31 protein-coding genes and 2 pseudogenes are annotated in these 22,790 nt (G+C 59.8%); 19 read left to right on the forward strand and 14 right to left on the reverse strand.

Features of this window, described 5'->3' with window-relative positions; all coding sequences use genetic code 11:
* Positions 1-1,083 (reverse strand): amidohydrolase family protein, encoded by a 1,083-nt coding sequence (locus tag AC3CCE_RS00655; protein ID WP_031194312.1) that lies wholly within the window; start codon positions 1,081-1,083, stop codon positions 1-3.
* A gap of 129 nt (positions 1,084-1,212) precedes the next feature.
* Between AC3CCE_RS00655 and AC3CCE_RS00660 the strand changes: the two genes are divergently transcribed.
* Positions 1,213-2,070, forward strand: coding sequence for a LysR family transcriptional regulator (locus tag AC3CCE_RS00660; protein ID WP_023673822.1), 858 nt, complete (start codon positions 1,213-1,215; stop codon positions 2,068-2,070).
* Positions 2,071-2,160: 90 nt separating this feature from the next.
* Positions 2,161-3,237 carry an FAD-binding oxidoreductase gene (locus tag AC3CCE_RS00665; protein WP_031204576.1) on the forward strand — a complete coding sequence of 359 codons (1,077 nt, stop codon included), beginning with the start codon at positions 2,161-2,163 and terminating at the stop codon, positions 3,235-3,237.
* Between the two features lie 526 nt (positions 3,238-3,763).
* Here the strand turns inward: AC3CCE_RS00665 and AC3CCE_RS00670 are convergent.
* Positions 3,764-4,958, reverse strand: a pseudogene (locus tag AC3CCE_RS00670) (IS256 family transposase).
* A gap of 737 nt (positions 4,959-5,695) precedes the next feature.
* Here AC3CCE_RS00670 and AC3CCE_RS00675 point away from each other — a divergent pair.
* Both AC3CCE_RS00675 and AC3CCE_RS00680 read left to right on the forward strand, forming a co-directional pair.
* Entirely contained in the window at positions 5,696-6,445 is a 750-nt protein-coding gene (locus AC3CCE_RS00675) for a hypothetical protein (RefSeq protein WP_352624352.1), read from the forward strand.
* A 354-nt stretch (positions 6,446-6,799) separates the two neighbouring features.
* Positions 6,800-7,024 carry a hypothetical protein gene (locus AC3CCE_RS00680; protein WP_352624354.1) on the forward strand — a complete coding sequence of 75 codons (225 nt, stop codon included), beginning with the start codon at positions 6,800-6,802 and terminating at the stop codon, positions 7,022-7,024.
* A 778-nt stretch (positions 7,025-7,802) separates the two neighbouring features.
* Here AC3CCE_RS00680 and AC3CCE_RS00685 read toward each other — a convergent pair.
* Positions 7,803-7,910 (reverse strand): DUF1330 domain-containing protein, encoded by a 108-nt coding sequence (locus AC3CCE_RS00685; protein WP_352624355.1) that lies wholly within the window; start codon positions 7,908-7,910, stop codon positions 7,803-7,805.
* A 271-nt stretch (positions 7,911-8,181) separates the two neighbouring features.
* Between AC3CCE_RS00685 and AC3CCE_RS00690 the strand changes: the two genes are divergently transcribed.
* Complete coding sequence (locus tag AC3CCE_RS00690) at positions 8,182-8,439, forward strand: DUF1330 domain-containing protein (RefSeq protein ID WP_352624357.1); 258 nt, start codon at positions 8,182-8,184, stop codon at positions 8,437-8,439.
* A 23-nt stretch (positions 8,440-8,462) separates the two neighbouring features.
* Here the strand turns inward: AC3CCE_RS00690 and AC3CCE_RS00695 are convergent.
* Positions 8,463-8,567 (reverse strand): annotated as a pseudogene (locus AC3CCE_RS00695) (hypothetical protein); the annotation flags it as partial.
* A gap of 80 nt (positions 8,568-8,647) precedes the next feature.
* Here AC3CCE_RS00695 and AC3CCE_RS00700 point away from each other — a divergent pair.
* Genes AC3CCE_RS00700 through AC3CCE_RS00715 form a run of 4 tightly spaced genes read left to right on the forward strand, consistent with a single transcriptional unit; the run spans position 8,648 to position 10,185 of the window.
* The gene (locus tag AC3CCE_RS00700; RefSeq protein ID WP_352624359.1) at positions 8,648-9,268 is read left to right on the forward strand and encodes a LysR family transcriptional regulator; all 621 of its coding nucleotides are present in this window, start codon (positions 8,648-8,650) and stop codon (positions 9,266-9,268) included.
* The gene (locus tag AC3CCE_RS00705) at positions 9,174-9,488 is read left to right on the forward strand and encodes a LysR substrate-binding domain-containing protein (protein ID WP_084630787.1); all 315 of its coding nucleotides are present in this window, start codon (positions 9,174-9,176) and stop codon (positions 9,486-9,488) included. Before AC3CCE_RS00700 ends, AC3CCE_RS00705 begins: the two co-directional genes overlap by 95 nt.
* A 34-nt stretch (positions 9,489-9,522) precedes the next feature.
* Positions 9,523-9,864 carry a transposase gene (locus AC3CCE_RS00710; protein WP_352446947.1) on the forward strand — a complete coding sequence of 114 codons (342 nt, stop codon included), beginning with the start codon at positions 9,523-9,525 and terminating at the stop codon, positions 9,862-9,864.
* Between the two features lie 42 nt (positions 9,865-9,906).
* The gene (locus AC3CCE_RS00715; RefSeq protein ID WP_352624360.1) at positions 9,907-10,185 is read left to right on the forward strand and encodes a hypothetical protein; all 279 of its coding nucleotides are present in this window, start codon (positions 9,907-9,909) and stop codon (positions 10,183-10,185) included.
* A gap of 109 nt (positions 10,186-10,294) precedes the next feature.
* Here the strand turns inward: AC3CCE_RS00715 and AC3CCE_RS00720 are convergent, their stop codons facing one another.
* From AC3CCE_RS00720 to AC3CCE_RS00735, 4 genes are all read right to left on the reverse strand, one after another.
* Entirely contained in the window at positions 10,295-10,486 is a 192-nt protein-coding gene (locus AC3CCE_RS00720) for a hypothetical protein (RefSeq protein WP_352624362.1), read from the reverse strand.
* A complete protein-coding gene (locus tag AC3CCE_RS00725) occupies positions 10,476-10,700 on the reverse strand; it encodes a hypothetical protein (RefSeq protein ID WP_023670653.1) in 225 nt (74 codons plus the stop codon). Before AC3CCE_RS00725 ends, AC3CCE_RS00720 begins: the two co-directional genes overlap by 11 nt.
* 585 nt (positions 10,701-11,285) lie before the next feature.
* Positions 11,286-11,660, reverse strand: coding sequence for a class I SAM-dependent methyltransferase (locus AC3CCE_RS00730; RefSeq protein ID WP_023815939.1), 375 nt, complete (start codon positions 11,658-11,660; stop codon positions 11,286-11,288).
* 39 nt (positions 11,661-11,699) lie between these two features.
* A complete protein-coding gene (locus AC3CCE_RS00735; protein ID WP_023685378.1) occupies positions 11,700-11,918 on the reverse strand; it encodes a hypothetical protein in 219 nt (72 codons plus the stop codon).
* 363 nt (positions 11,919-12,281) lie between these two features.
* Between AC3CCE_RS00735 and AC3CCE_RS00740 the strand changes: the two genes are divergently transcribed.
* Together AC3CCE_RS00740 and AC3CCE_RS00745 are read left to right on the forward strand one after the other, a co-directional pair.
* Positions 12,282-12,491 (forward strand): hypothetical protein, encoded by a 210-nt coding sequence (locus AC3CCE_RS00740; protein WP_023670655.1) that lies wholly within the window; start codon positions 12,282-12,284, stop codon positions 12,489-12,491.
* A 132-nt stretch (positions 12,492-12,623) separates the two neighbouring features.
* Positions 12,624-12,836 carry a hypothetical protein gene (locus tag AC3CCE_RS00745; protein WP_023815941.1) on the forward strand — a complete coding sequence of 71 codons (213 nt, stop codon included), beginning with the start codon at positions 12,624-12,626 and terminating at the stop codon, positions 12,834-12,836.
* A 581-nt stretch (positions 12,837-13,417) separates the two neighbouring features.
* Here the strand turns inward: AC3CCE_RS00745 and AC3CCE_RS00750 are convergent.
* Positions 13,418-13,642: a hypothetical protein gene (locus AC3CCE_RS00750; protein WP_081725497.1), complete on the reverse strand. Its 225-nt coding sequence runs from the start codon at positions 13,640-13,642 to the stop codon at positions 13,418-13,420.
* 111 nt (positions 13,643-13,753) lie between these two features.
* Here AC3CCE_RS00750 and AC3CCE_RS00755 point away from each other — a divergent pair, with 111 nt between their 5' ends.
* The 6 genes from AC3CCE_RS00755 (at position 13,754) to AC3CCE_RS00780 (ending at position 18,587) form a co-directional block, all read left to right on the forward strand.
* Positions 13,754-14,995, forward strand: coding sequence for a pilus assembly protein TadG-related protein (locus AC3CCE_RS00755; protein ID WP_023828393.1), 1,242 nt, complete (start codon positions 13,754-13,756; stop codon positions 14,993-14,995).
* Between the two features lie 4 nt (positions 14,996-14,999).
* On the forward strand, positions 15,000-15,440 hold the full coding sequence (locus AC3CCE_RS00760) for a TadE/TadG family type IV pilus assembly protein (RefSeq protein ID WP_352624367.1): 441 nt from the start codon (positions 15,000-15,002) through the stop codon (positions 15,438-15,440).
* Positions 15,430-15,840, forward strand: a complete 411-nt coding sequence (locus AC3CCE_RS00765; protein ID WP_023708223.1) for a TadE/TadG family type IV pilus assembly protein — start codon at positions 15,430-15,432, stop codon at positions 15,838-15,840. The genes AC3CCE_RS00760 and AC3CCE_RS00765 overlap by 11 nt, the downstream gene beginning before the upstream one ends.
* 214 nt (positions 15,841-16,054) lie before the next feature.
* Positions 16,055-16,600, forward strand: a complete 546-nt coding sequence (locus tag AC3CCE_RS00770; RefSeq protein ID WP_352624369.1) for a hypothetical protein — start codon at positions 16,055-16,057, stop codon at positions 16,598-16,600.
* Positions 16,601-17,264: 664 nt separating this feature from the next.
* Entirely contained in the window at positions 17,265-17,510 is a 246-nt protein-coding gene (locus AC3CCE_RS00775; protein WP_023686078.1) for a hypothetical protein, read from the forward strand.
* A gap of 729 nt (positions 17,511-18,239) precedes the next feature.
* Entirely contained in the window at positions 18,240-18,587 is a 348-nt protein-coding gene (locus tag AC3CCE_RS00780; protein ID WP_023686079.1) for a VanZ family protein, read from the forward strand.
* A gap of 660 nt (positions 18,588-19,247) precedes the next feature.
* Here AC3CCE_RS00780 and AC3CCE_RS00785 read toward each other — a convergent pair.
* Positions 19,248-19,520, reverse strand: a complete 273-nt coding sequence (locus tag AC3CCE_RS00785) for a hypothetical protein (protein ID WP_023807793.1) — start codon at positions 19,518-19,520, stop codon at positions 19,248-19,250.
* A gap of 57 nt (positions 19,521-19,577) precedes the next feature.
* On the opposite strand from AC3CCE_RS00785, the gene AC3CCE_RS00790 reads away from it, so the two are divergent.
* Together AC3CCE_RS00790 and AC3CCE_RS00795 are read left to right on the forward strand one after the other, a co-directional pair.
* Positions 19,578-19,787, forward strand: a complete 210-nt coding sequence (locus AC3CCE_RS00790) for a hypothetical protein (RefSeq protein ID WP_352597793.1) — start codon at positions 19,578-19,580, stop codon at positions 19,785-19,787.
* Positions 19,754-19,954 carry a universal stress protein gene (locus AC3CCE_RS00795; RefSeq protein ID WP_245270445.1) on the forward strand — a complete coding sequence of 67 codons (201 nt, stop codon included), beginning with the start codon at positions 19,754-19,756 and terminating at the stop codon, positions 19,952-19,954. The genes AC3CCE_RS00790 and AC3CCE_RS00795 overlap by 34 nt, the downstream gene beginning before the upstream one ends.
* Before the next feature lie 394 nt (positions 19,955-20,348).
* Here the strand turns inward: AC3CCE_RS00795 and AC3CCE_RS00800 are convergent, their stop codons facing one another.
* The 4 genes from AC3CCE_RS00800 to AC3CCE_RS00815 form a co-directional block, all read right to left on the reverse strand.
* Entirely contained in the window at positions 20,349-20,864 is a 516-nt protein-coding gene (locus AC3CCE_RS00800; RefSeq protein WP_488377067.1) for a DoxX family protein, read from the reverse strand.
* Between the two features lie 37 nt (positions 20,865-20,901).
* Complete coding sequence (locus AC3CCE_RS00805; protein WP_023707900.1) at positions 20,902-21,381, reverse strand: tetratricopeptide repeat protein; 480 nt, start codon at positions 21,379-21,381, stop codon at positions 20,902-20,904.
* Between the two features lie 31 nt (positions 21,382-21,412).
* Positions 21,413-22,384 (reverse strand): MBL fold metallo-hydrolase, encoded by a 972-nt coding sequence (locus AC3CCE_RS00810; protein ID WP_352624374.1) that lies wholly within the window; start codon positions 22,382-22,384, stop codon positions 21,413-21,415.
* Between the two features lie 95 nt (positions 22,385-22,479).
* Positions 22,480-22,725: a DUF680 domain-containing protein gene (locus AC3CCE_RS00815; protein ID WP_023670610.1), complete on the reverse strand. Its 246-nt coding sequence runs from the start codon at positions 22,723-22,725 to the stop codon at positions 22,480-22,482.
* Positions 22,726-22,790: the final 65 nt, after the last annotated feature.

Below are 22,790 nucleotides of genomic sequence, written 5' to 3' on the forward strand. Positions count from 1 at the left end.
TCAGGCAGCATTCGCGGCTTGCGCACGGGGGATGCGTTTGTAGACTTCCAACGCATTCAGTCCCATGATCTTGCTCTTCCAGGCAGGAGGGATTTGCAGCGTGTTGGCATCGTCGTAATCCCAGTGCGGATAGTCCGACGCAAACATCAGCGTGTTTTCCCCGTCCATCGCTTCGAGCGTGGACCAGAGATGTTGGATGTTTGCAGGTTGCTCCAGCGGCTGCGTGGAAAAGCGGATGTTGCGCCGGCAATATTCCGATGGCAGCATCTTCAGCCATGGCGTCTCTTTACGCAGCGCTTTGTAGTCGGCATCCAGGCGCCACAGGACCGACGGAACCCAGGCGACACCGCACTCGATGATCACGAAGTAGAGGTCCGGCCACTTCTCGAAGACGCCATGGGCGATCATGCTTGCCACGTGCGACATCGCGGACATGTGCAAAATGGCATGCGTTTCCCAGAAGAATGTCGTGGGCGCAGGCGCAATGGCAGTTGAATTCACGCCGCCATGCCCGCCCAGATGTATGGCGAACGGCAACCCTACTTCAGCGCAAGCTTCGTAGATCGGATGGTAGAACGGGTCTCCATACGGCTTGACGGACCCTTGGGAAGCGAGAACCTGGACCATACGCGGATGACTGCCCAGACGGCGTATCTCGGCGGCAGCGAGCTTCGGATCCTGTGGTGCGATGATGATCGAACCCATGAAACGATCGTCTTTCGGCAGCCATTGGTTGATCTGATAGTCATTGTAGGCGCTGACCAGGGCGCTGGCATAGTAAGGATTGGCGAGGGTCGACGCCTCGATCGGCTCATCGCCGGTGAGGATCGCCACGTCGACTTTGTACTTGTCGAGGTGCTTCTCTTTCATGATGAGATAATTGTCGGCTTCCGTCTTCGGACGGACGTCCTTGCGGGAGAAGTCCTGCGGATGAAACCAGGGGCGATGGCCATGCGGAAATGCGCCGACTGGACCTGTTTTCTCGCCCTCGGTGAACATGTCTTTCCACAAGCCGGAAAGGTATGGCGTCAACACGGTGGCGCTTGACCAGTAATTGTGACAGTCGCAATCAACTATGAACACTTTGTTCCGCTCCGTGGCCCGTCCCGGCGGTGCGCCGGCCGATGATCTGGTGCAGCTTCCCCCTTGAGTATTGTTTGATCAAGCTTATGGTAGGCAGGAACATGATCGAATTTTTCGATTGGGATTTCCATGCAGCTTGATCACATCGAAACCTTTCTCGACATCATCGAATCGAGAAATTTCAATCGCACCGCAGATCGGTTGGGCTTAACCCAATCGACAATCAGCACCCGCATCAAGAACCTGGAGAGCGCAATCGGATCTGAACTGTTCCAACGCGGACGCGCCGGGGCAGAGCCGACTGCCGCAGGGCGCCGGTTCGAAGCCTACGCAAGATCTCTGGTATCCACTTGGTCGCAGGCTCGCCACGATGTCCGGGCCTTCAACCGTTTCGAAGGCACCTTGCGCGTTGCCGCCCAAGTGGGCATGACCCGCTCAGTCCTGCCCGGGTGGGTCGAAACCCTGTGCCAAGCACTTCCGAAGTCCTCAATCCATGTCGAGTCGGATTATTCGAACCAGATGGTCAGCGACCTCAGCATGGGAAACCTGGATATCGCGGTGCTTTATGCCCCCCGCTACTTGCCTGAGATCGCATACGAGCACCTGATGGTCGAGGAATATGTAATGGTTTCGACTGCCGCCAGAAACCTGTCGGACGTCGATCCCGACACCTACATCCGCCCAGGCTACACCGTCGTGCTGGAGAAAACGCACGCAGAGATGCTGGCTCAATTGGCGATCTGCCGACTTTCGACTGGATCGGAAGCTCTGGCGGAGATCATGCTCCGGCGAACGGGCGGCACTTGCTACATGCGCAGCGATGATGCGCGCAGGTTTACCGGTGAGCTTCCATCGTTCCTGGTCGAAGGAGCGCCGACCTTGCACCAGCCAGTCCATACGGCGATACTGGCACGCCGCAAACACGAACCGATCATTCGCAAAGGCATCCGTGCTCTCCATCTCGCCGTTATGTCGCTGGAGGTTTAATCGATATTCCCGATCATAACGCTGGAATAATATTGCTGTTCAGCGGGGTAAGAACTGGCATGTTCGCTCGACCTAACGCCGAGCCGCACGATGAATGCATACGCCTCCATCCAAGCCTCAGATGTCGTGCCCACCATGCGTCAGCGGCGATGGGCACAAAAGACGCGAGATATAGTGCTCTGCCGTCGCGTGATAGACGAGACGCACGATGTGAAAACATTTGTTCTCACATCTGCCGCTGGTCGGATGTTCTGCTTCAGCGCGGGCCAGTATGTTCTCGTGCACCTCAGGATCAACGGCGCCACAATAACGCGCGCCTACTCGGTATCGTCACCGCCGACGCGACCGCTTGATCTTCAGATCACCGTGAAGCGAACGCAGGGCGGGCTCACTTCCAACTGGATCCATGACCATTTGACGCCGGGCAGCGAGATCGAGATCGAAGGGCCGCTCGGTTCGTTCAATCTGGATAAATTGCCGTCGGAGAAACCTGTTTTCCTTTCGGGCGGGAGCGGCGTGACTCCGACCATGTCAATGCTGCGTGCGCTTACAGACCGCGCAGACGACAGGGAGATCCGCTTCATTCACAGCGCGAAAACCCCAGGCGACATCATCTTCCGAGCGGAACTGGAAGCACTTGCCGCTCGCTTTCCCAATGTTCAAGTGACTTTGGTTTGCGGCCAGGGAGGTCCCGCTTGGACGGGTTCAACCGGCCGAATTGATGGTCGGATGCTGCTGAGCCTGGTTCCCGATCTTCAAAAGCGCACTGTTTTTGCCTGTGGGCCCGAAGGGTACATGAAGACGGCACGCGCCTGCCTTGATGCAATAGGCTTCCCGCCAGCGCAGTATCACGAGGAGAGTTTCGGAGGCAGCAATGGTTCTCGGTCGGAATTGGGCTTGGCGATTTCGTCTTCGGTCCGTTTTGTCCGCTCGGGTGTGGAGCATCGCTGCGCGCCCGGAGAGACCCTGCTGGACGCGGCGCGGAACTGTGGCATCTACATCCCAACCGCCTGCCAGCAGGGCGTTTGCGGAACGTGCCGAATAGCCAAACTATCCGGCGAGGTTACCATGGACGATTTAGGCGGACTGAATGCTAAAGAGAAATCTGCCGGCTATGTCCTGGCATGTTGCAGCCGCCCGCGAGGGACGGTTTTGCTCGACGCTTAGCTCGGCGTTGTTGACTGTTGGAAGATTCCGTCGGCGCACGCATCGGCGTCAGGGTCTAACCCAACGGCTCGACGCTCGAAGCTGTCAGTCCGTTATCGGCCCCCAAATGAGACGTTGGAAGCATTGAGGGCAGGGGACAGTTCGTGGCGCAAACGAGATAGCAGCTCCGAGTAGTCATCGCTGTTCGCGAAACGGTCGATTTCTGGACATCGCAATGTCGGGTATGGACTAACGCGCTATCTCGGCTCGAGGACCAATTCAGGTACGCGCCTGACATTAGGTATTGAGCATAGATCCGTGCGTCCCGGAAAGCGGACGCGGCACGATCCGGGTTAGGCGAGTAAGATACGCTCGATGACGGCGGCGCGCGCGGGAACGTCGCAACCAAGGATGAAGCTGTTGCTGGAGTCGAGCGGGCATTCACGCGGCCATGCCGGAGCAGATCGGCGCTACGACGGCCCAGCAGCCTTTGTCGCGGGGGGTTGTGTGCGTCAAGTTCTGCAAAATGGGGCAGCCATGATGCTGGTCATGCGGCTTGGCGCAGAGCGAGCTTCTTGTGCTCGCGCAGATCATCCATGTTGATATAGCGGTTGGCCTCCATCCAGTTTTCGTTGGTTTCGACGGCCAGCGCCCTGACCAGGCGCAGGCAGCTTTCGGCGTTCGGGAAGATGCGCACGACATAGGTGCGCCGGCGGATTTCCTCGTTGAGCCGCTCCAGCATGTTGGTGGATTTGAGATGCTTGTGGTGCTGTCTCGGCAGCCTGAAGAAGGTCAGGGTTTGTTCGATGGCATCCTCGGCCCAGCCTGTCAGGCGCGGATAGCGTGCCGACATTTGGCAAGCCATGCGGCAAGATCAGCCCTGGCCTCTGCGAGATCGCGCCGGTCGTAGAGCCAGCGCAATTCCTGCAGGCAGTCGTCGCCGTGCTTCCTCGGCAGATGATCGAGCGCGTTCCTGAGGAAGTGCACGTAGCAGCGTTGCCAGGCGGCTTCGGGGATCACCTCGCCGATCGCTGCCACCAGGCCGGCGTGATCGTCGGACACAACCAACTCGACGCCCTTGAGGCCGCGCGCCTTGAGGCCGACGAGGAAGTCCCTCCAGGCCGAGCGGCTCTCGCGATTGGCCATCTCCACGGCCAGGATCTGGCGCCTTCCGTCCCAGTCGATACCGACCGCGATCAGCACCGCCTGGCTCATGACAACACCGGCTTCACGCACCTTCTCGTAGCGCGCATCGAGGATGAGGTAAGGAAACGGCTCTTGAAGGGGGCGCCTGGCAAAGGCAGCGAGGCTCTCGTCCAGCCGCTTGTTGATGGCCGAGATCGACGAGGCCGAGAAGGCATGGCCGCACAGTTCTTCCGTGATCGCCTTCACCTTGCGGGTCGACACGCCCTGCACATACATCTCCGCCAGCGTCGCCACCAAGGCCCGCTCGGAACGCTGGTAGCGCTCGAACAGCTCGGTGGAGAAGCGCCCGGCCCGGTCCTGCGGAACCCGCAGCTCGAGCTTGCCGACCCGGGTCACAAGGGTGCGGCCGTAGTAACCCGAGCGATAGCCAAGCCGTTCGGGCGTGCGTTCGCCCTTCGAAGCACCCAGCGCCTCCTCCATCTCGGCCTCGAGAACCTCCTGCATCACCGCAGGATCACTTCGTGCAGCCCCTCCGGGTTCGAAAGCAGAATGTCTTTGACGGCAGCGCTGGCGGTCTTAACTTCAGTCTTGGTCATGGTGGCGTTCCTTCGCGGGAATCAGGTGACGTGAACAATCACCAGCCTGCCATGACCGCCCCCTCTCAGCGAATTTGCAGAACTCTCAGCACACTACCTCGCGGGGGGACACCTTGCGGCGGGCGGGCCGCTGGGCCCGACCGGTGAGACTCAGCGCCCGCCGGCAAACAATATCGCACGCCTGCCAATGCCCACGAATCATACAAGGAAGAAAGATCTAACCAGCTATCGCCATTTCCGATGCGAACGCCTAAGCCTTTTATGAGACCTAAGCGCAGCTTGCAGGCCGCAGCATGGTCCCAATTTGGGACGAATAGTTTGGCACCCATATTGCACCCACATCTTTCGCCGGCTGATCCCCGGTCCTGATCGCGTACTCTGATCAGGTGTAAGGCTCGCCGGGCTCGAGGTAGTTGGGGTCTTCGCCCGGCGAGTTGTCTACCAATGCGCAGTCACAGCCACACGGTGACGCCATACTCCGAAATGCCGCAAGCATTCCGCGGTTGTGCATCGCCCGACCAAGGTCCGATCGGTATGGGACTTCAGTCGCGCAAAGGGCGATACGGTCCGCGACTCCGGATTTTTTGCTAGATTTCAGAGGGTTACAAAGCGCTTCGCAGTCGTCAGTCGCTCATTGCAACAAGCATTTATCTAAAGTTCATTCAGTCGAATTAGGAAACTCTTATAAGCCGCTCTATAACGAATCGGCGAGGTGGCTATTCGACTGAGGAGGTACCATGACATCCCGAAAAACGCTGTTGGTAGCGCTTGCCGCGCTTGCGCTAGTGACCGCTCCTGCTTTCGCTGGCGCGGGTGGAAACGGAGGTGGTCACGGCAATGGTGGTGGTCACGGCAATGGCGGTGGTCACGGCAGTGGCGGTGGTCACGGCAATGGCGGTGGTCACGGCAATAGCGGCAAGTCCGGCAACAGCGGCGGGAAGTCCGGCAACAGCGCTTCGCACGGCAAGTCGGCATCGGCTCACGCCGGAAAGAAGGCCTCGGCCGACGACCAGGTCGCCGTCGACGACATTGAGGTCGCCGCGACGCCTAAGGACAAGAACATTCACGCCAAGCTTGGCCGGCTGAACTCGCTGCAGCGCAACATCAACGCATATATGAACTCCAAGAGCAAGAAATTCGCCGGCATTCAGGCTTATGTGACAGCGTCGGCGGCCGCGAAGAGCGCCCAAGCCGCGGTGGATGCCGCCCAAGCCGAAGTCGACGCTTTGAACGCCAAATTGAACGACCCGAATACTCCGGCCGACCAAGTCCCGACCCAGGAGCAGATCGATGCAGCGCAGGCAGCGCTCGATACGGCCAATATAGCGGCGGCCGATGCTGCTGCCGCCGTCCCATCGCTGGATGACGCGCTCGCCGATATGGCCAACAAGCCGGTCGACGCCAAGGTCACCGAATGGGCCAACGGCGTGCTTGCCGAGAAGATCGACGAGATGGCTGCCAAGCAGACTCCCGCGGCAACGCCGTAAGGCGGTCACAGCCGAGCGATCCTAGCCGAACGTCCAAGCCGCCGGGTCACACCCCCGGCGGCAGGGCGACGACGAGCTTGCCACCTTATTCTCCTCTTTGAGGGCGACCCTAAACAAGCGGAGTCGCTACCGACGCGTAGGAACAAAAGTGCCGAAATACCGTGTTGAGGATATCGCAGCCGATGCCGTGACGGCCACCCACACCGTCAACGCGAAAACTCCGATCAGGGCGGCGCGCGAAGCGGCGGAACGCGACGTCATTCTACGCCCGGCCACATCTTCGAATACAGCTCAGCCTGTAGGGCGGTCCATACCCGGCTGGCCGCGGCTCACGCTGGTTTCTTGAAACGCACCATGCCGCCGACCTCGATGAGTTCGACTATTGACCCGGACCAGGGTTCTCTCGGTCTGGTTTTGAGCGAGCGGGGGAAGCAATACGATTTCCTGGACGTGCCGCTTGAGGCGTTTGTCGCGTTCAAATCTGCCTTCCCCAAGGGCCGCTATTCAACAATCACATCCGCAACCAACTATGCATTCCGGCTCGCCCAAGAAAAGGCTGCAGGCTCCTTGGACGATTAAGGGAGGTTCTTTCAGAAAAACGGCCCGCGCTGATCGAAGGGCGCGGGCCGGTCCGTTGCCGCCGGTCGGCAGCGGGAGGCATCCATTCCGGCCGGTGCAAACCGGCCCCTCCCGCCACAATTAGCAACCTTCGGCAGTCGTTTTCATCTGTCCAGGGGCTGCGGACTTGGCACTGGTGTCATCCTGTTGACCAGGAGCGGCCTGCTTAGCACTGCCACTCTGCTGGCCCGGCGCACAGTCCTTCGCTGAGTTCGAATTGGTCGACTTCGTTGTGGTCGAATCCGTGTTGTTATCTGTCGTCGGCATCGTTGTGGTAGTGGAGGAGCCACTCGACGTCGTCCCTGTTGTCCCTGTCGTCCCCGCGAACGCAAGCCCGCTGGATCGTGATAACCTGTCGGCCATGAAATCGGTGGCTTGAGAGAAACGTGGGCGGGCCCCAGGAGACTAATTTCTGCCCATGGGGAAGGCGTGTGTCTGAAGGTGGAGAAGCTGATCGTCGCCCCTTGGTTGTGCAGCCCTTCAGCCGTGGGCCAACCTCCGAACACCCTTGAAAAAGGACTTGAAGTCGTCCCGCACCAGAGCGAACGTCTTCGGATGATCGGGATAACACGGCGGTCACGAGACACCTGTTCCCGCGTCTTTTGCTCGCTCGCCGGCGCAGCGGCAAATTGATCATAGAGTGTACTAAGTGGTCTTGCTGCTCCGGCATCTCGCCGTGAAGAAGAAATGACGCTGAGGATGCCCAACTGTCGTCGGGTCCGCTGGCCGCGCTTATGGGTCACGCCGCAGGCGTTGCAATCCCTTCTAAAGCGATGATCCTGGTGTTAGCGGAACGTTTGCGGATCTCGATCAGCCGGGCGTATTCCGGCGAATTATACCAGCCCATCAATGACGACCGAACCCTGCCGAGCCTACCTGTCGAGACGGCGGTGTCTCATCTGAAGGGCGCTCGATGACGCTTTGAGGGAGACCGCCAGACACGAGAGCAGCGATCATGCTAATCTTTGCGAACTATGCGAAAGAAGGAAAGCCGTGGCAGCGCCAACAATCATCGAAAAGCGCGCTGGCGCTGGATGTCGCACGGAGATCGTCCACAGGGTGCGGACCGACGACGCCGAAGCCGAGGAGCGCGAGGTAGGTCTAAGGAGGAAACACAGATGGCTGCCTATCTGATAGCGGATGTAGACGTAAAAGACGCTGCCTTGTTCGAGGAATATCGGCGGGACGTTCCCGCTACCGAAGAGCGGTACGGTGGGCGGTACCTGGGCCGCGGTGGCGCCACCAAGGTTTTGGAAGGTGATTGGGATCCACACCGACTGGTCATTGTCGAATTCCCCGACATGGCGTTTTCTTCGGTTCTTTTCAACCAAAGCTTGTCGAAAAGCGCGAATGAAAATAGGAAATATGCAACCTGAAAGATGATAAAAATCAGCAAGGTCCATGCAAGGGACTTCCAGAACGAATCGGTTGCTAGGTAAGTCCAGGTCGCTACCACGGTCGACGTGGCAAACATCCCAATCAGTAATCGCGGAAAAAACATCATGTTCAATGCCGCCCCATAGCTGGACCGACCGGTCTCACGTCTACTCCCCAGAAGAACGTAAGGTTTCACTAAATTAGTAATTGCGCGAGATATGTGTCTTCATCAACGTCCTCGAGGCAGGGAGCTTTGCCGGCGCGGCGCGCCGTCTCGGCATGCCTGCAACGACAGTGAGCGCCAAGGTCGCGGCCCTGGAGCGACGGCTCGGGCTCTCGTTGATCCAGCGCACGACCAGAAAGCTGCGCGCTACGCCCGAGGGCCAAGCCTATTTCGAGCGGTGTCGCATCGCGCTGCGAGAAATCGAGACCGTCGAAGCTGAGCTTCGCGCAGAGTCGGCGGGGATGGACGGACAGCTTCGGCTGACGGCGTCAGTGGATATCGCGCAGACGCTTCTACCGCCTGTTATTGCAGCGTTCCGTAAGGCTTATCCGGCGGTCGCCGTTGATCTCTTCGTCACCGACCGCGTTGCCGATCTCGTCGCCGACGGCATCGACCTCGCCGTGCGCGTCGGCCCGTTGCGCGATTCCAGCCTGATCTCACGCGCTTTCGTGACGGGTCCTTCAGGACACTTCCAAGGCCTACCTCGGCCGCCGGGGCACACCTGTCTCACTGGAGCAACTCGAACATCACGATCTAATCGCCCTCAGCAAGGCATGGGCGCGACCGCTGCCGATGCTGGCGGGCGACCGGAAGATCGGTGTTGACCTGACAGGGGGCCTCACCTGCGATGATCTGCTAACGGTGAGGGCGCTCGTGGCGATAGGATTGGGCATCAGCTTTCTTCCAGGCTATCTCGCCCATCAGCTCGATCTGGTGCGGGTACTCCCCGAACTGCGTTCACCGTTTACCGGCCTATTCTTTGCTTATCCGGCACAGAAGTGGGCGCAACGACACCGGTATTGGTTTGAGAGGAATCCGGTGTGATTCATAGATTGCCGACTGATTCTGGAGGTCGGCAATGTCTACGAAGATGACGGAGATGGATTGGTCGGCGGCGCTGGAGGTGTTCCGCGGATCGCTGCCACGGCGCGGAGCCAAGGGTCGGGACGACCCTGCTATTCGTGGAGGCTCTGCACTATTCTCAGTCCACAACATTACATGGCGAGCGCTGCCGGAGCGTTTCGGCAAATGGAACAGCGTTTGGAAACGCTTCGACCGGCTGAGCAAGGCGGGCGTGTTCGAAACGTTCTTTGATCATCTCGCTGCGCTCTCGTCGTCGGCGCACCTGGTGCAGATGTTCGACAGCTCCGTGGTGCGCGGTCATGTCTCGGCGGTAGGGGCAAAAGGGCCTAGGCGATAAGATAGGTATTGCCCTGCGGAATCGGGTGGGATTCTAACTGCGATGACACACGAATTGCTTGCAGACGACGGTTGGGCCGAGACGATTGAGCTTCTCGGCGGCGAAGATTTGCTTACGCGGAGCGCCCGCGAGACGAAGGCGTTCCTGCGTCCGCAGGGCGTTCAATCGGCGCCCGATTTGTTGCGCCTGACGCGCGGCGGCTTCTCGACCAAAATCCATCTGAAGACACCTAACGCGTTCATTGGACAGCGACGCATTACTTGGCCCGCCGGCTCATGTTGGCGGGCTTTTTTGCGTCAGTCGGGAACAACCTCGCTCTGAGGCTGTTCGGTCACACCCGGCTCGTTCTTCAGCGATTCCTGCCGGTGACCAAGATGTCCTCTCCACTCGTCATGGTCGGCCCGCGCAGCCTCGGAAGCAGGCGCGGGCCTCATTCGCCGTCGTCATTGCTGTGTTCTCGGTGCGCAACCGCTTCTTTGAATGCGCGTGCTGCTGCATCGCAAGCGACACGTGAGGAGCCGTTCACGGACAGGATGATTTCGGCTGCCTTCACGGTCAAACCGTGTTTTTCGGCGAACTCTGCGGCTGTGTATGCGAGTTTTGTTTTTTCGCTACTCCGCATTTCTGACTCCATAGATCTCTTGCGCCTCGTGCAAGCTCTGTCGGGCCTGTTGCAGTGATCGATGCAAGTTCGCCAGCAATTCGTCGGCGTCGGCCGTCGGACTGCCTTCGTGATCCAGTAAGCCGACGATAATATCCTGCTTGGAAACGATGCTCTCGTTGTGAACGAGTTGGCCCATAAAATACATGAGCCGGCTCTGTGCCGGTGTGGGCATGGGCCTTCTCCCTGGTCGGGCGAAAGCCTGATGATCGCTCCCAAGCGCCTCGTGCCTGTTTGTTTTTGATTTTTCGAGGCGACCGCAGCAGTGTGCGCTCGTTAGCAGGCCATGGCAACCGGCCAGGCAATTGCAGCATCCACGCTGCGCACGCCGCCCTGACCGCGCGTGCCGGCCCCTGGCGTCGCTCGGCCGCTACTTCAGTGTTTCCGGTTGACAATCGTGGTCGGCGCACCGCATTTTCGCATTGAGGGACAAACGTGGGGAACCCTGCATGAAGAAGCCTTATCAGAAGCCGGAACTAAAGAAGCGCGAGAAGCTCTCGGCCGTAACGGCTGTGTGCACGCCATCAACCTGCACCGATGAGTGAGAACCTTTAGGCCCAAGGCGCTTTGCCGAAATTCGCTAGAGAGGGACTGCAGTGAAGAAAGAATACAGCAAGCCAGTACTGACCAAACGTGGGCGTCTCAGCGCAGTGACGGCGCAATTGGCACCCAGTGTTGAACCCAGAGGAGCCTAGGCAAACCCCTGCAACAAAGCCAGTTGGCTTCGGCGGCGGGCTTTTCCGCTTCCAGGCGCCGAAACTTATCTTCGCGTGCCTGTCACAACGAGCCATGCGGTTTCCGTGCTCGGTCTCCGCACTTCAGGGTCGCTGAACCCTGCATCTCGCAAGGCAGCAATGACCTCATCCGGCTCGCGAGGTGTAAAAATGTCGGCCGGCATGTTCATCCTGTCCATATGCGCCTTCGGGAGGAAGCCAAGCACGACGCGACCGCCTGGTTTGACGCGAGCGAGCTCTGCGGATCCAGCTCTAAGGCTTTGCCAGAAGTACACTGTGTGGACGCTGAGAGCCTTGTCGAATGTGCTATCCGGCAAGGGCAAGTCCTCGACTAGCCCGATTCGGAACTCGGCTCGTCCGCCGCGCACTGCATCGGCGAACCGGCGGCAGGCAGCGTTCACGACATCTGCGAGCGGTCAACCCCGCAAACGAATGCTGCCTCACGGGAGAAGTTGCGGCAGTAAAACTGCGCCGCCGAAACCGACCTCCACGGCGCGATCTTCCGGGACCAGGTGCACTTGATCGAGAGCGTAGCCGTTGAGCCGGGCATTGCCCCGGTTCATTCCGGCCCGGACCAGCCAGCCGCCGGTTCGGTCGGCCAGGACAGTGGTTTCGCTATAAATCGTGGCGCCATCCGATCCCACCCATATTCGGGTCATCTAGCCACCATGCGCCTAGAAGCGGCCGCCCCGCAAACGCTGCTTCGATAGCGACGACCAGTTGGGTTGTGCTGCGCTCTTACGCGTCGCATTCCAGCGGCTGGTGGTCCGGTTGCTCGTGCCACATCACCTGGCGGAAGTCGCGACGGTCTACCTTTTGCGCGCAAATGGGGCGCGCATAGAAATGCTCTTCCCAGTCAGGTCATGTGGCTTGCCGGGGATGGGCGGTCCGAGGTTGGCTATTCTGGCCGTGCCCGACCGAACCCGTCGTAGCGGCAAAACTTCTGCAAGGCGTGCCCGTTGTCCGATCGCCCGCTCGCATTTTTTGTACCATATATTCGCGGCTTCCATTAGCATCCCCTCATGGCAACTCTGCGGTACGGCGTAAGGCGGGAACCGGATGGGACGTGGACGGTGTTCGACGTGTTCACCGGGCTGCCGGCTATTGTAGCGGGCCACCCATCTGTCGACCTTCCCGACATGGAGTATGCCGAAGAGCTGGCGGCCATCCTGAATGCCAACGACCTGAAGCAGACGCTATCTCAAGGGAGGTTCCCCGGAGGGTTCGCCTGACTGAAGTGGCATTAGCCCCCGTTGTATGCCCATCCAGGATGGTTCGTCCGATCCGAGCAAGCATTTGTTATTGATCTACCGACTACGACGGTCTTAAATCGACTTGCCATTGCGTTTCGTAGGGAGGATGTGATGAGCAACGTGGTGTCAATTCGCAAGGCCACGCCTCGCGTGGAAGTGGTCGGAGCCAGTGGCGAATGGGTCGTCCGCATCATAGAGACCGACCAGGAAATTACACGCTCATTCGGCCTGGAATCGTTTGCGCTGTCCTTCGCTGAAGGCCAGCGGATACGGCTACATCTCGACAAGCTTGTGCGGCTTCAGGACCCTCCTGCGGCTAGGTAACCTCAGTACCTGGACGGTGTTGGACGATTCCATGGCTGGTGAGATGCTTGCGGTGTGACGTCTCTCGTCCGCCGGACGCAAGGGCGGCGGGCACCTTTTGAATTGACAAGGCGCGGGCTGATTGACAACCTTTGGCTGTAAATGCGCTTTGCCTCAAATTTCCACTGGAGGGACTGCATGAAGAAAGAATACAGCAAGCCAGTACTGACCAAACGTGGGCGTCTCAGCGCAGTGACGGCGCAATTGGCACCCAGTGTTGAACCGCGATCCACATCCTAAGCAAACCACGGCCCTGCAACAAAAGCCCGCTGGCTTCGGTCGGCGGGTTTTGTTCTGACGCGTGGTAGGAACCGGCGATGAGGCTGTTCCTCGTCGCACTCGTTGTTTTGTCTTTGATGGCCGTCGGCTTCTGGCTGGCGGCCCAGTTGTTCCTGCCTCACTGATCGAGCTCCAGCGGCTCATGATCTGGTTGCTCGTGCCACATGACCTGGCGGAAGTCGCGCTTGTCGACCTGCTGGCCGCAGATCGGGCATGGGTGAAATCGATCGTGCCCGTCCTGCGGTTGGTGTGGCTTGCCGGGCTTAGGCGGTCCAAGGTCGGCTATTCTGGTCATGCTCGAACGAACACGATTTCGCGGCAAAAGTTCCGTCAGTTGCTCTTCTCAGTTGGTGAAAGACATCGCACCAAAAGCGATAGTCATCTGGTCGACCGTCGAAATGAGCCTCCAAAGCGCACTGCGCCACGGCGGTCGCCGCTTCCAACCCGTAGAGATCGACCGCAGATTGAGCGGCCTGATCTCGGTACATGCGAGGCGAGGAGGAATTGCAGCGCACCTATTTCGTCTGGCAGGTCGGACTTCATCGAATCGGAATGGAGTTTTTAGACATTCGTTTATCTATTCATGGTTTCTAATACATATGGCATCCAACGCGTTCACCCGGATTTGGTTTGCTTTGAGCCGCCTAAGGCGCGCCACGAACGGTAACGTTGCCGTCATCGTTGCCTTCACCTTGCCGGTCGTGGTTGGCGGCGCCGGCCTCGGTGTGGAGACATCCTTTTGGTATTACAGCAGCCTCAAGCTGCAGGCCGTTGCCGATGCCGCGGCCTATGCCGGTGCGCTCGAGAAAGTCGCGGGTTCCGATAACCCGACCATCATCGCCGCCGCCACGCAGTCCGCGACCTCGAACAATTTTGCCACGCCGGGCACGATCCAGGTCAACACGCCGCCATTGTCCGGCCCGAACACCGCGAAGAAGGCAGTGGAGGTCATCGTCAAGCAGAATCTCGATCGCTACTTCACGGCGATTTTCAACCAGGCGCCCGTTGCCGAACAGGCAAGGGCGGTGGCGCTGATCAATGACGCCTCCAAGGCTTGTGTGCTGGCGCTCAGTCCGTCGGCCTCCCAGGCTGCGCTCTTTTCCGGCAACACCACCGTCAACCTCACCGGCTGTTCGGTCATGTCGGACTCGATTGCCTCGGACGCCATAAAGACGCAGGGCTCGGCGGTGCTCAAGGCCGACTGCCTGATCACGGTCGGCGGCATGGTGCTGAACAATCCAGCGACCACGGTCTGCAAGTCCAACATCACCCGAGCCTTGCCGGCAGCCGATCCTTTCTCCGGCTTGGCGACGCCGACAGCAGGCAACCCTTGCAAGAATGTCAACGGCAACAAGACGTCGCAAACACTCCAGCCTGGCACCTACTGTAGCGGCATGAGCCTCAGCGGCAACGTCACCCTGCAGCCCGGCGTCTACGTCGTGCAGGGCGGTATGAAGGTCAACGCCAACGCGGTCGTCGCCGGCAGCGGGGTAACCATCTTCATGGCAGGCAGCAACACCGTCAGCATGAACGGCAACGCCAAGGTGACGCTGAGCGCGCCTACCTCCGGAGCCTATTCCGGCGTGCTGTTCTACGGCGACAGGACCGGGACCGCGGCGCAGAGCACCTTCAACGGCACAGCGGACTCGCTTTTGACCGGCGCCATCTATTTTCCCAGGCAGCAGGTCAACTACCTTGGCAACTTCTCGGGGAACGGTGGCTGCACTCAGGTCGTCGCCGACACTATCCAGTGGTCAGGCAGTACGACGATCAAGCAGAACTGCAAAGGCCTCGGGATGGACGACATTCCGGCGGCACTGTCCGTTCAGCTCGTCGAGTAGCGGGATGGGTGGGCGGACCTTGCGCATTGTCCTGGACAAATCCGGGATAGCCGCCGTGGAGTTTGCCATGTTGCTGCCCATCCTGTGCCTCGTCTGCCTCGGCATCGCCGATGGCTGGTCCTACGTAACGAGTTACCTGCAGATGCGCGCGGGCGTCAAAACCGCGGCCAATCTCGTGATGGCCGGCGCGTCCAATGACACCGGGACGCAGGCGGTCGCGCTTTCGAGCTGGAACGACAAGCCCGAGGACGCCGCGGTCGTGCTGGTCCGCTCCTATTTGTGCGGCGCCACGGTCGTGGATGAGACCACCATTTGCGGCGGAAAGAAGCTGCCGACCGTCTTCGTCCAGATAACGGCGACGGGCACCTGGGTGCCCCCGTTTAACTTCGGTGTCTTCCCGGACCCGCGCGCGATCAGTCATCAGCAGGTGATCCGTGTCCGCTGAAAGGATCGGATCCAGGTGGCGCCGTGACTGCTCCGGCGCAGCCGGGCTGGAATTCGCCTTGATCGCGCCTTTCCTGGTGATGCTTTTGTTCGGAATCTTCGCCTTCGGCTGGGCCATGAATGCCGTGTCGACCGTCCGCTATACACTGGAAACCTCTTCTCGGGCGCTGCAGCTGAACAACACGCTTTCGCAGAGCGACATCCAGGCTATCGCCACGCAGAAATTGGTGAACCTGGGTCTGAAGAACGTCATTGTGACGATCGCGACCGACCCTGCCAGCGGCGGTTTCAAGATGGCGCATCTGACCGCCAGCTATGCCTTCGTCATCGCTTTCCCGTATTTCGACCAGTATCCGATAAATTACGCCACGACCGTCACGGTGCCCCTGGTTGCTAGCTAGGCGTACGACCGGCTTTCATTGAGTTGGCGGCCCTGTATTCAGCTTCCCAAGGCAATGCGTCGAAGTCGGGCTTGTGCCCCGCTTCACGGTAGGCGGCCTGAGTGAGGAAACCTGCTTTGTCCCGCTCCACAACGCAAACAAATGGCGGAGTGCCCGGGCACCTATAAACGCTACAGCTTTTTCCATGCAACAGGTGTGCTACGGGTGCTCGGAGATGTCGTCCTTCATTACGATGACAGAACAAGAGCGAGGACAGCAGCGGCCCGGCATCACTGAAAGGGTGCGGGTTGGTAAAATTCGTACAACTCTTTTCATTGCGGAGAGAGTTTCGGCGAGCTTATTAATGTGTCGTTTGCCATTGCCTTTTCTGGGAGGCTGCGATGGTTGCAACGCCCATAGATATCGCTCGAGCGGCCACTACGGCCACCTTGCTGATGCGCCAGAAGTCCATGGCGGAACCCGCCACATTTCGCCGGGACATGGATCAATCGCGCAGGGCCATCCGAGCCTCACGCGAGCTTCTGAAGCGCCTTGGTCACGTCGTCGCGACGTGGCGCTAGGCTGGGAAGATGCCGACCCGTCTACTGTTGCCGTCTCCGCCTTTCAAGCCGACGTTCTCCGCTCTGCATTCCGAGCCCTAGTAGGGGAAACGGGCACGCCTGAGTGTCAATGGCGCGATTTAGCCAAGGCCCTGGTGCGCGATTTCACTGGGTGCGAGCTGATCGAAACTGGCTTGGTGGATTGGATCGTCAGCAAGTAGCCGCTGCCCGCCAGCGGCCCAGCAGCGGTCTGCGGGGACTTTGCAGCGGACGCGCTGGGCCTGACCGGTGGGGCGGTGTGGTATCCGCCGGCTGGCGAACATATGCGCCTCCTGCCAACGCCAGCGAAACATCCAAACGAACGAGGCGATCTAACCGCGATCTCGCCATCCAAGGCCAACACATAGGCCGATAGCAAAGGCCTATAATCGCTGAGAGAACGAAAATGGCCGACGCCATGGTTGGGGAACCCGGGTGGGTAGGCGCCGGCCACAAGTGGAACAAGCCCGCCGCGCCACACACATGGCTGATTTGTCATCACGTGGTTATGGTGTGATCGCGCAGGGCTGCACCAGCGGAACTTAGTAAACGCCGCTTGGTAAGCGATCCTCGACGCGATCGTTCATCGCCACGACGACTTGGGAAACTTGACGGCTGCAGCCTTCTGCCATGTCAAGCTCAAGTCGTTAACAGCGGCCGCCCGGTCATGAGCAGGCATGCGCCCATCCTAGCATATCGCGCTGCCGGTATCGCAAGGCGCCGGCAGCAAGGGGAGGCGACCAGAGCCGATGTGAAGGGACTAGGCAGCTAATATTCGCTTGCGCTAATTTAAAAGTGCCGTAACGTCATGCTCAGCCTTTTGCGGAGGCGCAACGGTGGGGAAGTATGATGAGAGTTGCTGCGTTTTGTGCGGCGATCGTGATCGCTGGGACTGGTGTCGCTGTTGCCAAGGAGAAGAAGGTGGTGGTGAGTGACGCCACGGACCTTTGCTCTACGAAGCAGTCGGCCAAGAAGCAGGTGCTCGAGCTGGACTGCAGGCCGACCGGAACCGCCAAATTGCCGGCCGATGGAACGCCGGAAAAGCCGCGCCTCGGATACGACACCGATCCGTGGCTGGTTAAAGGCCTTTAGAGACTAGCCGATGGCAATACAGCGCGGCTAAGGGGAATGTGCGCTGGCGGTGAAGCCTTCTTTGTTCTCTCATCGGTGGAACATTGTCGCCTGGAAACGCTTCGGACGGTGCACTGCCCCATCAGTGCAACGTGCCCTTCCTTGTTTGCACTGGCCGGCTGCCGAAAGGTGGCCGGCTTTTTTGTATATAACCGCGACCTGATGTTTGGGATTGTTGATGGACGGCCGCGAGTGGCCGCTGCTGGCCTAGCGTCTAGGATTGGAATACGTAGAGGCGAGATCACCAAGGCAGGAATGGCCAGACTAAACAGCGGTTTCGTCTGTTAGCCGCGACGCCGGCGATAATTGAATTCAGAAGGGCGTCGGCCCGGCTGCACAGCCGGGCCAAGGCTGGAAGAGTTCCGCTCCCGCCCAGCACGATACGCATCGCACCTGGCCGCAAGCGGTACCAATGGCTCGCCTATTCCGCCGCGTCTTTTCGGCAGGAAACCCTCGGCCTCATCACAATGGAGGGCGACATTCGCAGCGCCCTATGGAACCATCCAGAGTGACATAGGCTGTTTCATGCAACTTCCTGATGACATCAGGAGGCCTGTTAAGCATGCCAGTTGTTCGCGCTCGTAGCTCAGATGCAGGTTGGAGCTCTGCCTAGTGCACCAGTATCGGAAGCGAGAACTAGGAACCGGGAGTGCTGCGGATAGATTGCCGCAGTGGAGCTTTTATCAGCGCATGGCAAGGGCTGCCTTTCTCTCCACGTTGGCGGTCGTCCTGTTGCTCGCGCTATTGCCAGACCACTTGCTGCACGCCCTCGGATTGGCCCTTACGTCTCATCACGACAAGCTCAACCACGCCGCCGCGTTCGCCACCTTGTCGGCTTTGGGTAGCCTCGGCTGGCCCCAACAGGTGGTCCGGCTGGCGGTTCTACTTGCTTTAACGGGCGCAGCGATCGAAATCCTTCAATGCGTCACAGGCCGTGACATGAGTGTCTTCGACTGGTTTGCCGACTGCGCCGGAATGGCATACGGGCTGAGAACTATGAGCTGGGTGAACGAGATTCTGGGCGAACCAGTTATTTGATCGCCACAGGCTCCGCTTTACCGCCGCTGTCTTGGCCCCACTTGCCAGCCTCACGCCCGGGGCCGCCTTCGATCACCCTCGCTATTTCAATTTCCGACGCAAAGGCCGATAGCAAGGCGAATGGGTTTCAGGCCGCTCACCATTTAGACTTAGGTCCGATTCTTTCGCGCAAATGGCCGAAGCCGGAAACATTTCTCCTTCTACTTTGTTGCAGTGGCCGTGCCGCTGAGGAGAACATGCACAGTGCCTCTATCAAACGAACTGCGCGACGTACCTTTAGAATTCCAATGCCCCTCCTGTTCACGCCCTATGGTGAGAAGGGGATCCTGGCTGAAAACGATTGCCGGTTTCAAATGCGATAGCTGCAGGTCCAGAGTGCGGCTCGGCTACGAAGAGAAGCTGGCCATATTCGACCGGCACCTTAAGCGAGGCGCGCCGGATCTGGGCCGACGACCAATGGAGTGCGATCCCGGCAACGGTTCCTGAGAGTGTGTCGGCAATTCAAGCTCCAACTGCTTGCGGTCTGCCGCAAGTCCAAGCTTTCATCTGGTCGCAGGGTCAGGCGGCTCTTTCGTCCGTACGGAACCGATGATGGCGAGAGGTTTCGATGCGTCGGAGCACCGAGCAGGTCTACACGTTTTTCGTAGCGACCACCAATCTCTAGCTGACCACTTCAACGCTTTGACGAGGTGCGAGCAACTTGATTTTCAATAGTCTTTTTCGGGCCAACATGCGCGCCGCCTCTGCGATGCGGCCTCCGTAAGCATCGGCGACGAATGATAGCGTCGACAGGTCAATAATGAGGTCACCGACCGCGCCCGCCAAGACATTGGACCCGGGGCCAAATTGATGCACCAGCGCCCGCACTTCCTTAAGTGCCGTCGAGGCTTCACCCGCATCCAGCAGCGCCTCGATGTGATCGAAAATCTGCATCCCGACCCTCCCGCTTGCGCCTCACACGCTGAGCCCCCTCGAATGGAAAGGAAAACGATGGCAATATCGCGCGAAAAGAAAGCGCCTGCCAAGGTGCTCGCGGACGAGGCGGCCCGCGACATCGTATCGCATCGCCGCAGGGAGGCGGTGCTGAAGGATATCGTAGCACTTGCCGACCGCTTGGCGTCGAAATCGAGACCGCCATCCGCAGCCGCGTCGCCGCCGCCGATGCCATTCCCCGCCAGGCGGGCAGGGGAGCGGCACTGATCGTCATGGGCGTGGCGCGGCGCACCGGCGAGGAGCTCTTCTTCGGCGAGACGGCCACCGGCCTGCTGCAGCGCTGCCCGTGCCCGGTGGTGCTGATCTCCGATTCCAGGCTGCGCCGTGATGACGAGGGCAGGGAAGAGCTGCGGTCGGGAACGGGTGGAGCTTGATCTCCCGGCCCTTGAGGGGGTTGAGGAGTGGTCCGCGTAGGGGACAGAAAGCCAATTGCTCGGCTTTCTGAATGACGAAAGCCGGCAGGCCAGAGGGAGTCGCCGCGTGTCAAGCGCTGGCCTCTTCTCGGCAATAAACTCTCGATATGTGACCGATCTCGTGATGCGACAAAGTCCCACTAGGGAGGAAAGAGACGAAGCCTTCTGTCCGCCTTGGGAAGCCAACCGGAAGGTCTGCTTTGTGCCTCATATCGGCCGATAGGGCGTTCCTATCCGTGCCGATAAGCGGACGTAAATGGAGGACACGCCACGAACGGCTTGCGCCCTCACCCGAGGCGGTTTGCGGGCGCCGACCGTGCGGGCGGGTTGTATGATGCCCGGCGTGTTGGCCGGTTTAGAATGGAAGCTTGATTTCGCCCACCGAGAGAGGCCTACCGGCCGCTATGAGCGCCGCAACCGTCTCTCTGTTCTGTTGCCGGCGCTTCACGAGGCCGTTCAGCACCCTGTCGAGAGATATCGCGCCGGCGCCGGCTACGGCCAGGACGAACATGCCGCCCGTTATGGCGAGATCCTTTTCGAAATGCAGCAATTCGTTCTGGTTGGCGAAATTGGTGTGGAACAAAGCTGCCGTTGCCAAACAGAACAGTCCGAGCGCCACCGCGCCCAGACGCGTCAGCAGACCAAGGCCGACCGAAAAGCCAGCTCCCAGCTGCAGCGCTATGGTGGCTATTAAAAGCGGCAGGCTGACGCCGAGCGCCGTCATCGCCTTGGCTGCACCGGCGAAATGCGTCGCCAGCTCCAGGCCTTCATGCACGAAGAGCAATGAGAGCAGCAGGCGACCCGTCAGCAGGGTCAAGTCGGTGAGATCTGGTTTCCAGGCGGTTTGTGTCGTTGTCACGATGGGCTCCATGGGAAAGGAGCAGGCGCCTTGCAGCGCCTGCCTGGTTTTACTTGGTCACCTTGGTGTCGATGGCCTTGTGGAGGTCTTCGAGTTCTTCACAGCCGGCGGGACACAGCTTCTGCAGCGACGCCAACTGCTCGTTGGCCTTGGCCATGTCGCCGGTCTCTACATAGAGTTCGCCCAGATATTCGCGGGCGGCCTTGTGGTCGGGCTTCAGCTCGAGCGCCTTGTTGTAGTAGGTCAGCGCGGTGGTGAAATCGCCGGTCTTGCGCAACGTGAAGCCGAGCAGGTTGTAGACGTCGGCCTGCTGGTTGTCCTGCGCGAGATCACGCAGATCGGCCAGCGCGCCCTTGTAGTCCTTGACGGCGATCTTGGCCTGGACGGCGGTGAGGTCGGGTGCATCGGTGCCCTCGATGTCGTCGACCGCATAGGCCGGCATGATAGTGGCCACGGGAACGATGGTCAGCACGGCAATGGCGCCAAGCAGGCCAAACAGGGCGTGCTTGCCCAGATAGGATTGTTTCATCATCTTTCTCGCTTGGGTTGGGAGCTCGCGCTCAAATCTGAACTGGGGTGAAACCATAGGCATTGCCGTCTTTCACGAAGACGCCGGTGCCGGGGAACGGGAAGTGCGAACCCGAAACACGGATTTTGTCGGCGATCACCCGGTCGATGATCTTGTGGCGGGTGGCGACAGCGGTCGGCCCGTCCTGGTCGTAACTGCCCTGCCACTCCGGATGCGGCGCCAGAAGGGCGGGCACATACATGGTGTCGGCCGAGATCATCAGCTGTTCCTTGCCGGAGTTGGCGAGGTAGACCGAATGTCCCGGCGTGTGGCCGGGCGCAGCGATGATCTGGATGCCGGGTGCGACTTCGGCGCCGTCATTGACCAGCTTCCAGTTCTTCCATTTCGGAAAATTTTCGGCGATGCGCTTGCCCGCCGGCTTGCGGCCTTCCGGCAGCTTGGCCAGCCGGCTGGGGTCGGTCCACCAATTGTATTCCGTGGCGTTGACGATCAGCTCGGCATTGGGGAACACCGGTGCATCGGTCCCCTTTTCCATCAGGCCCCAGACATGGTCGGGGTGGAAATGCGAGATCATGATGGTGTCGATCGTCTTATAGTCGATGCCGGCGGCGGCCATGTTGGCCGGCAGATGGGTGGCATTGGTCTGCCATTGGCCGACGCCCGATCCGGCATCCATCATGATCAGCCTGCCGTTCATCTTGAGGACGATGACGGTGAGCGGGATGGGCATGAAGTCTGTCGTCAGGCCGGCCTTGGCAAGCGCTGCCTTGGTGTCCTCGACGGAAACATCCTTGATGAAGGCCGGGTCGTGCGGCTTGCGCCAGATGCCGTCATAGATGGCGGTGACCTCGATATCACCGACCTTGTATTTGTAGAAGCCGACGGTCGGCTCGACCGACGTTTCGGCGAAGGCGGGACGGGTGAATTCCAGCTTGCCGGCCAGACCGAAGGCGGTCGCGGCGAGCGTGGTTCCAAGCAACGTGCGACGTGTCATCATGAACATAGGTGATCTCCTGCAGCCTTATGGGGTGATGATGGAGAGCCAAAGGTTTGGCTCTCCATCGTGAGTGGTAAGAGAAGATGTTCGGAAGGGTGTCTTCAGCGGCCCCAGATGCCGTCGTTGTTGTGCCTGGTGATGATGTCCTGAACCGACCCCTGGCGCGGCCCGGTCGTCACCATGGTGTCGACGCCGGCTTGGCGCGGGGAGGGGGAAATGGAAGCAGTGGCATTGGTGTCAACGGTAGCGACCGGCTGATTGGAGTTGTTGCCGCCATGGTCGCTGCCGGCAAAGGCAGCGGTTGAGGCAAGCAGCATGGCAGCCACGCTGAGAGCGAGCTTGGTCATTTCGGTAGATCCTTTTTTGGTTTCTTGGGCGCGTGCCGGGAAATTGGCCCCGCTAACAACAAGAC

Source organism: Mesorhizobium sp. P160187, assembly GCF_057766425.1.

Bases quoted from the DNA above. Each gene is read 5' to 3' on its own strand.
- AC3CCE_RS00800 (WP_488377067.1), bottom strand. From the start codon at position 20,864: ATGGAGCCCATCGTGACAACGACACAAACCGCCTGGAAACCAGATCTC.
- AC3CCE_RS00720 (WP_352624362.1), bottom strand. From the start codon at position 10,486: ATGCGGAGTAGCGAAAAAACAAAACTCGCATACACAGCCGCAGAGTTC.
- AC3CCE_RS00710 (WP_352446947.1), top strand. From the start codon at position 9,523: ATGTCTACGAAGATGACGGAGATGGATTGGTCGGCGGCGCTGGAGGTG.
- AC3CCE_RS00740 (WP_023670655.1), top strand. From the start codon at position 12,282: ATGGCAACTCTGCGGTACGGCGTAAGGCGGGAACCGGATGGGACGTGG.
- AC3CCE_RS00735 (WP_023685378.1), bottom strand. From the start codon at position 11,918: ATGACCCGAATATGGGTGGGATCGGATGGCGCCACGATTTATAGCGAA.
- AC3CCE_RS00785 (WP_023807793.1), bottom strand. From the start codon at position 19,520: ATGCAGATTTTCGATCACATCGAGGCGCTGCTGGATGCGGGTGAAGCC.
- AC3CCE_RS00690 (WP_352624357.1), top strand. From the start codon at position 8,182: ATGGCTGCCTATCTGATAGCGGATGTAGACGTAAAAGACGCTGCCTTG.
- AC3CCE_RS00770 (WP_352624369.1), top strand. From the start codon at position 16,055: ATGTCGTCCTTCATTACGATGACAGAACAAGAGCGAGGACAGCAGCGG.
- AC3CCE_RS00760 (WP_352624367.1), top strand. From the start codon at position 15,000: ATGGGTGGGCGGACCTTGCGCATTGTCCTGGACAAATCCGGGATAGCC.
- AC3CCE_RS00815 (WP_023670610.1), bottom strand. From the start codon at position 22,725: ATGACCAAGCTCGCTCTCAGCGTGGCTGCCATGCTGCTTGCCTCAACC.
- AC3CCE_RS00685 (WP_352624355.1), bottom strand. From the start codon at position 7,910: ATGGGCTGGTATAATTCGCCGGAATACGCCCGGCTGATCGAGATCCGC.
- AC3CCE_RS00715 (WP_352624360.1), top strand. From the start codon at position 9,907: ATGACACACGAATTGCTTGCAGACGACGGTTGGGCCGAGACGATTGAG.
- AC3CCE_RS00750 (WP_081725497.1), bottom strand. From the start codon at position 13,642: ATGTACCGAGATCAGGCCGCTCAATCTGCGGTCGATCTCTACGGGTTG.
- AC3CCE_RS00675 (WP_352624352.1), top strand. From the start codon at position 5,696: ATGACATCCCGAAAAACGCTGTTGGTAGCGCTTGCCGCGCTTGCGCTA.
- AC3CCE_RS00755 (WP_023828393.1), top strand. From the start codon at position 13,754: ATGGCATCCAACGCGTTCACCCGGATTTGGTTTGCTTTGAGCCGCCTA.
- AC3CCE_RS00810 (WP_352624374.1), bottom strand. From the start codon at position 22,384: ATGTTCATGATGACACGTCGCACGTTGCTTGGAACCACGCTCGCCGCG.
- AC3CCE_RS00780 (WP_023686079.1), top strand. From the start codon at position 18,240: ATGGCAAGGGCTGCCTTTCTCTCCACGTTGGCGGTCGTCCTGTTGCTC.
- AC3CCE_RS00775 (WP_023686078.1), top strand. From the start codon at position 17,265: ATGATGAGAGTTGCTGCGTTTTGTGCGGCGATCGTGATCGCTGGGACT.
- AC3CCE_RS00805 (WP_023707900.1), bottom strand. From the start codon at position 21,381: ATGAAACAATCCTATCTGGGCAAGCACGCCCTGTTTGGCCTGCTTGGC.
- AC3CCE_RS00680 (WP_352624354.1), top strand. From the start codon at position 6,800: ATGCCGCCGACCTCGATGAGTTCGACTATTGACCCGGACCAGGGTTCT.
- AC3CCE_RS00665 (WP_031204576.1), top strand. From the start codon at position 2,161: ATGAATGCATACGCCTCCATCCAAGCCTCAGATGTCGTGCCCACCATG.
- AC3CCE_RS00725 (WP_023670653.1), bottom strand. From the start codon at position 10,700: ATGCCCACACCGGCACAGAGCCGGCTCATGTATTTTATGGGCCAACTC.
- AC3CCE_RS00745 (WP_023815941.1), top strand. From the start codon at position 12,624: ATGAGCAACGTGGTGTCAATTCGCAAGGCCACGCCTCGCGTGGAAGTG.
- AC3CCE_RS00790 (WP_352597793.1), top strand. From the start codon at position 19,578: ATGGCAATATCGCGCGAAAAGAAAGCGCCTGCCAAGGTGCTCGCGGAC.
- AC3CCE_RS00660 (WP_023673822.1), top strand. From the start codon at position 1,213: ATGCAGCTTGATCACATCGAAACCTTTCTCGACATCATCGAATCGAGA.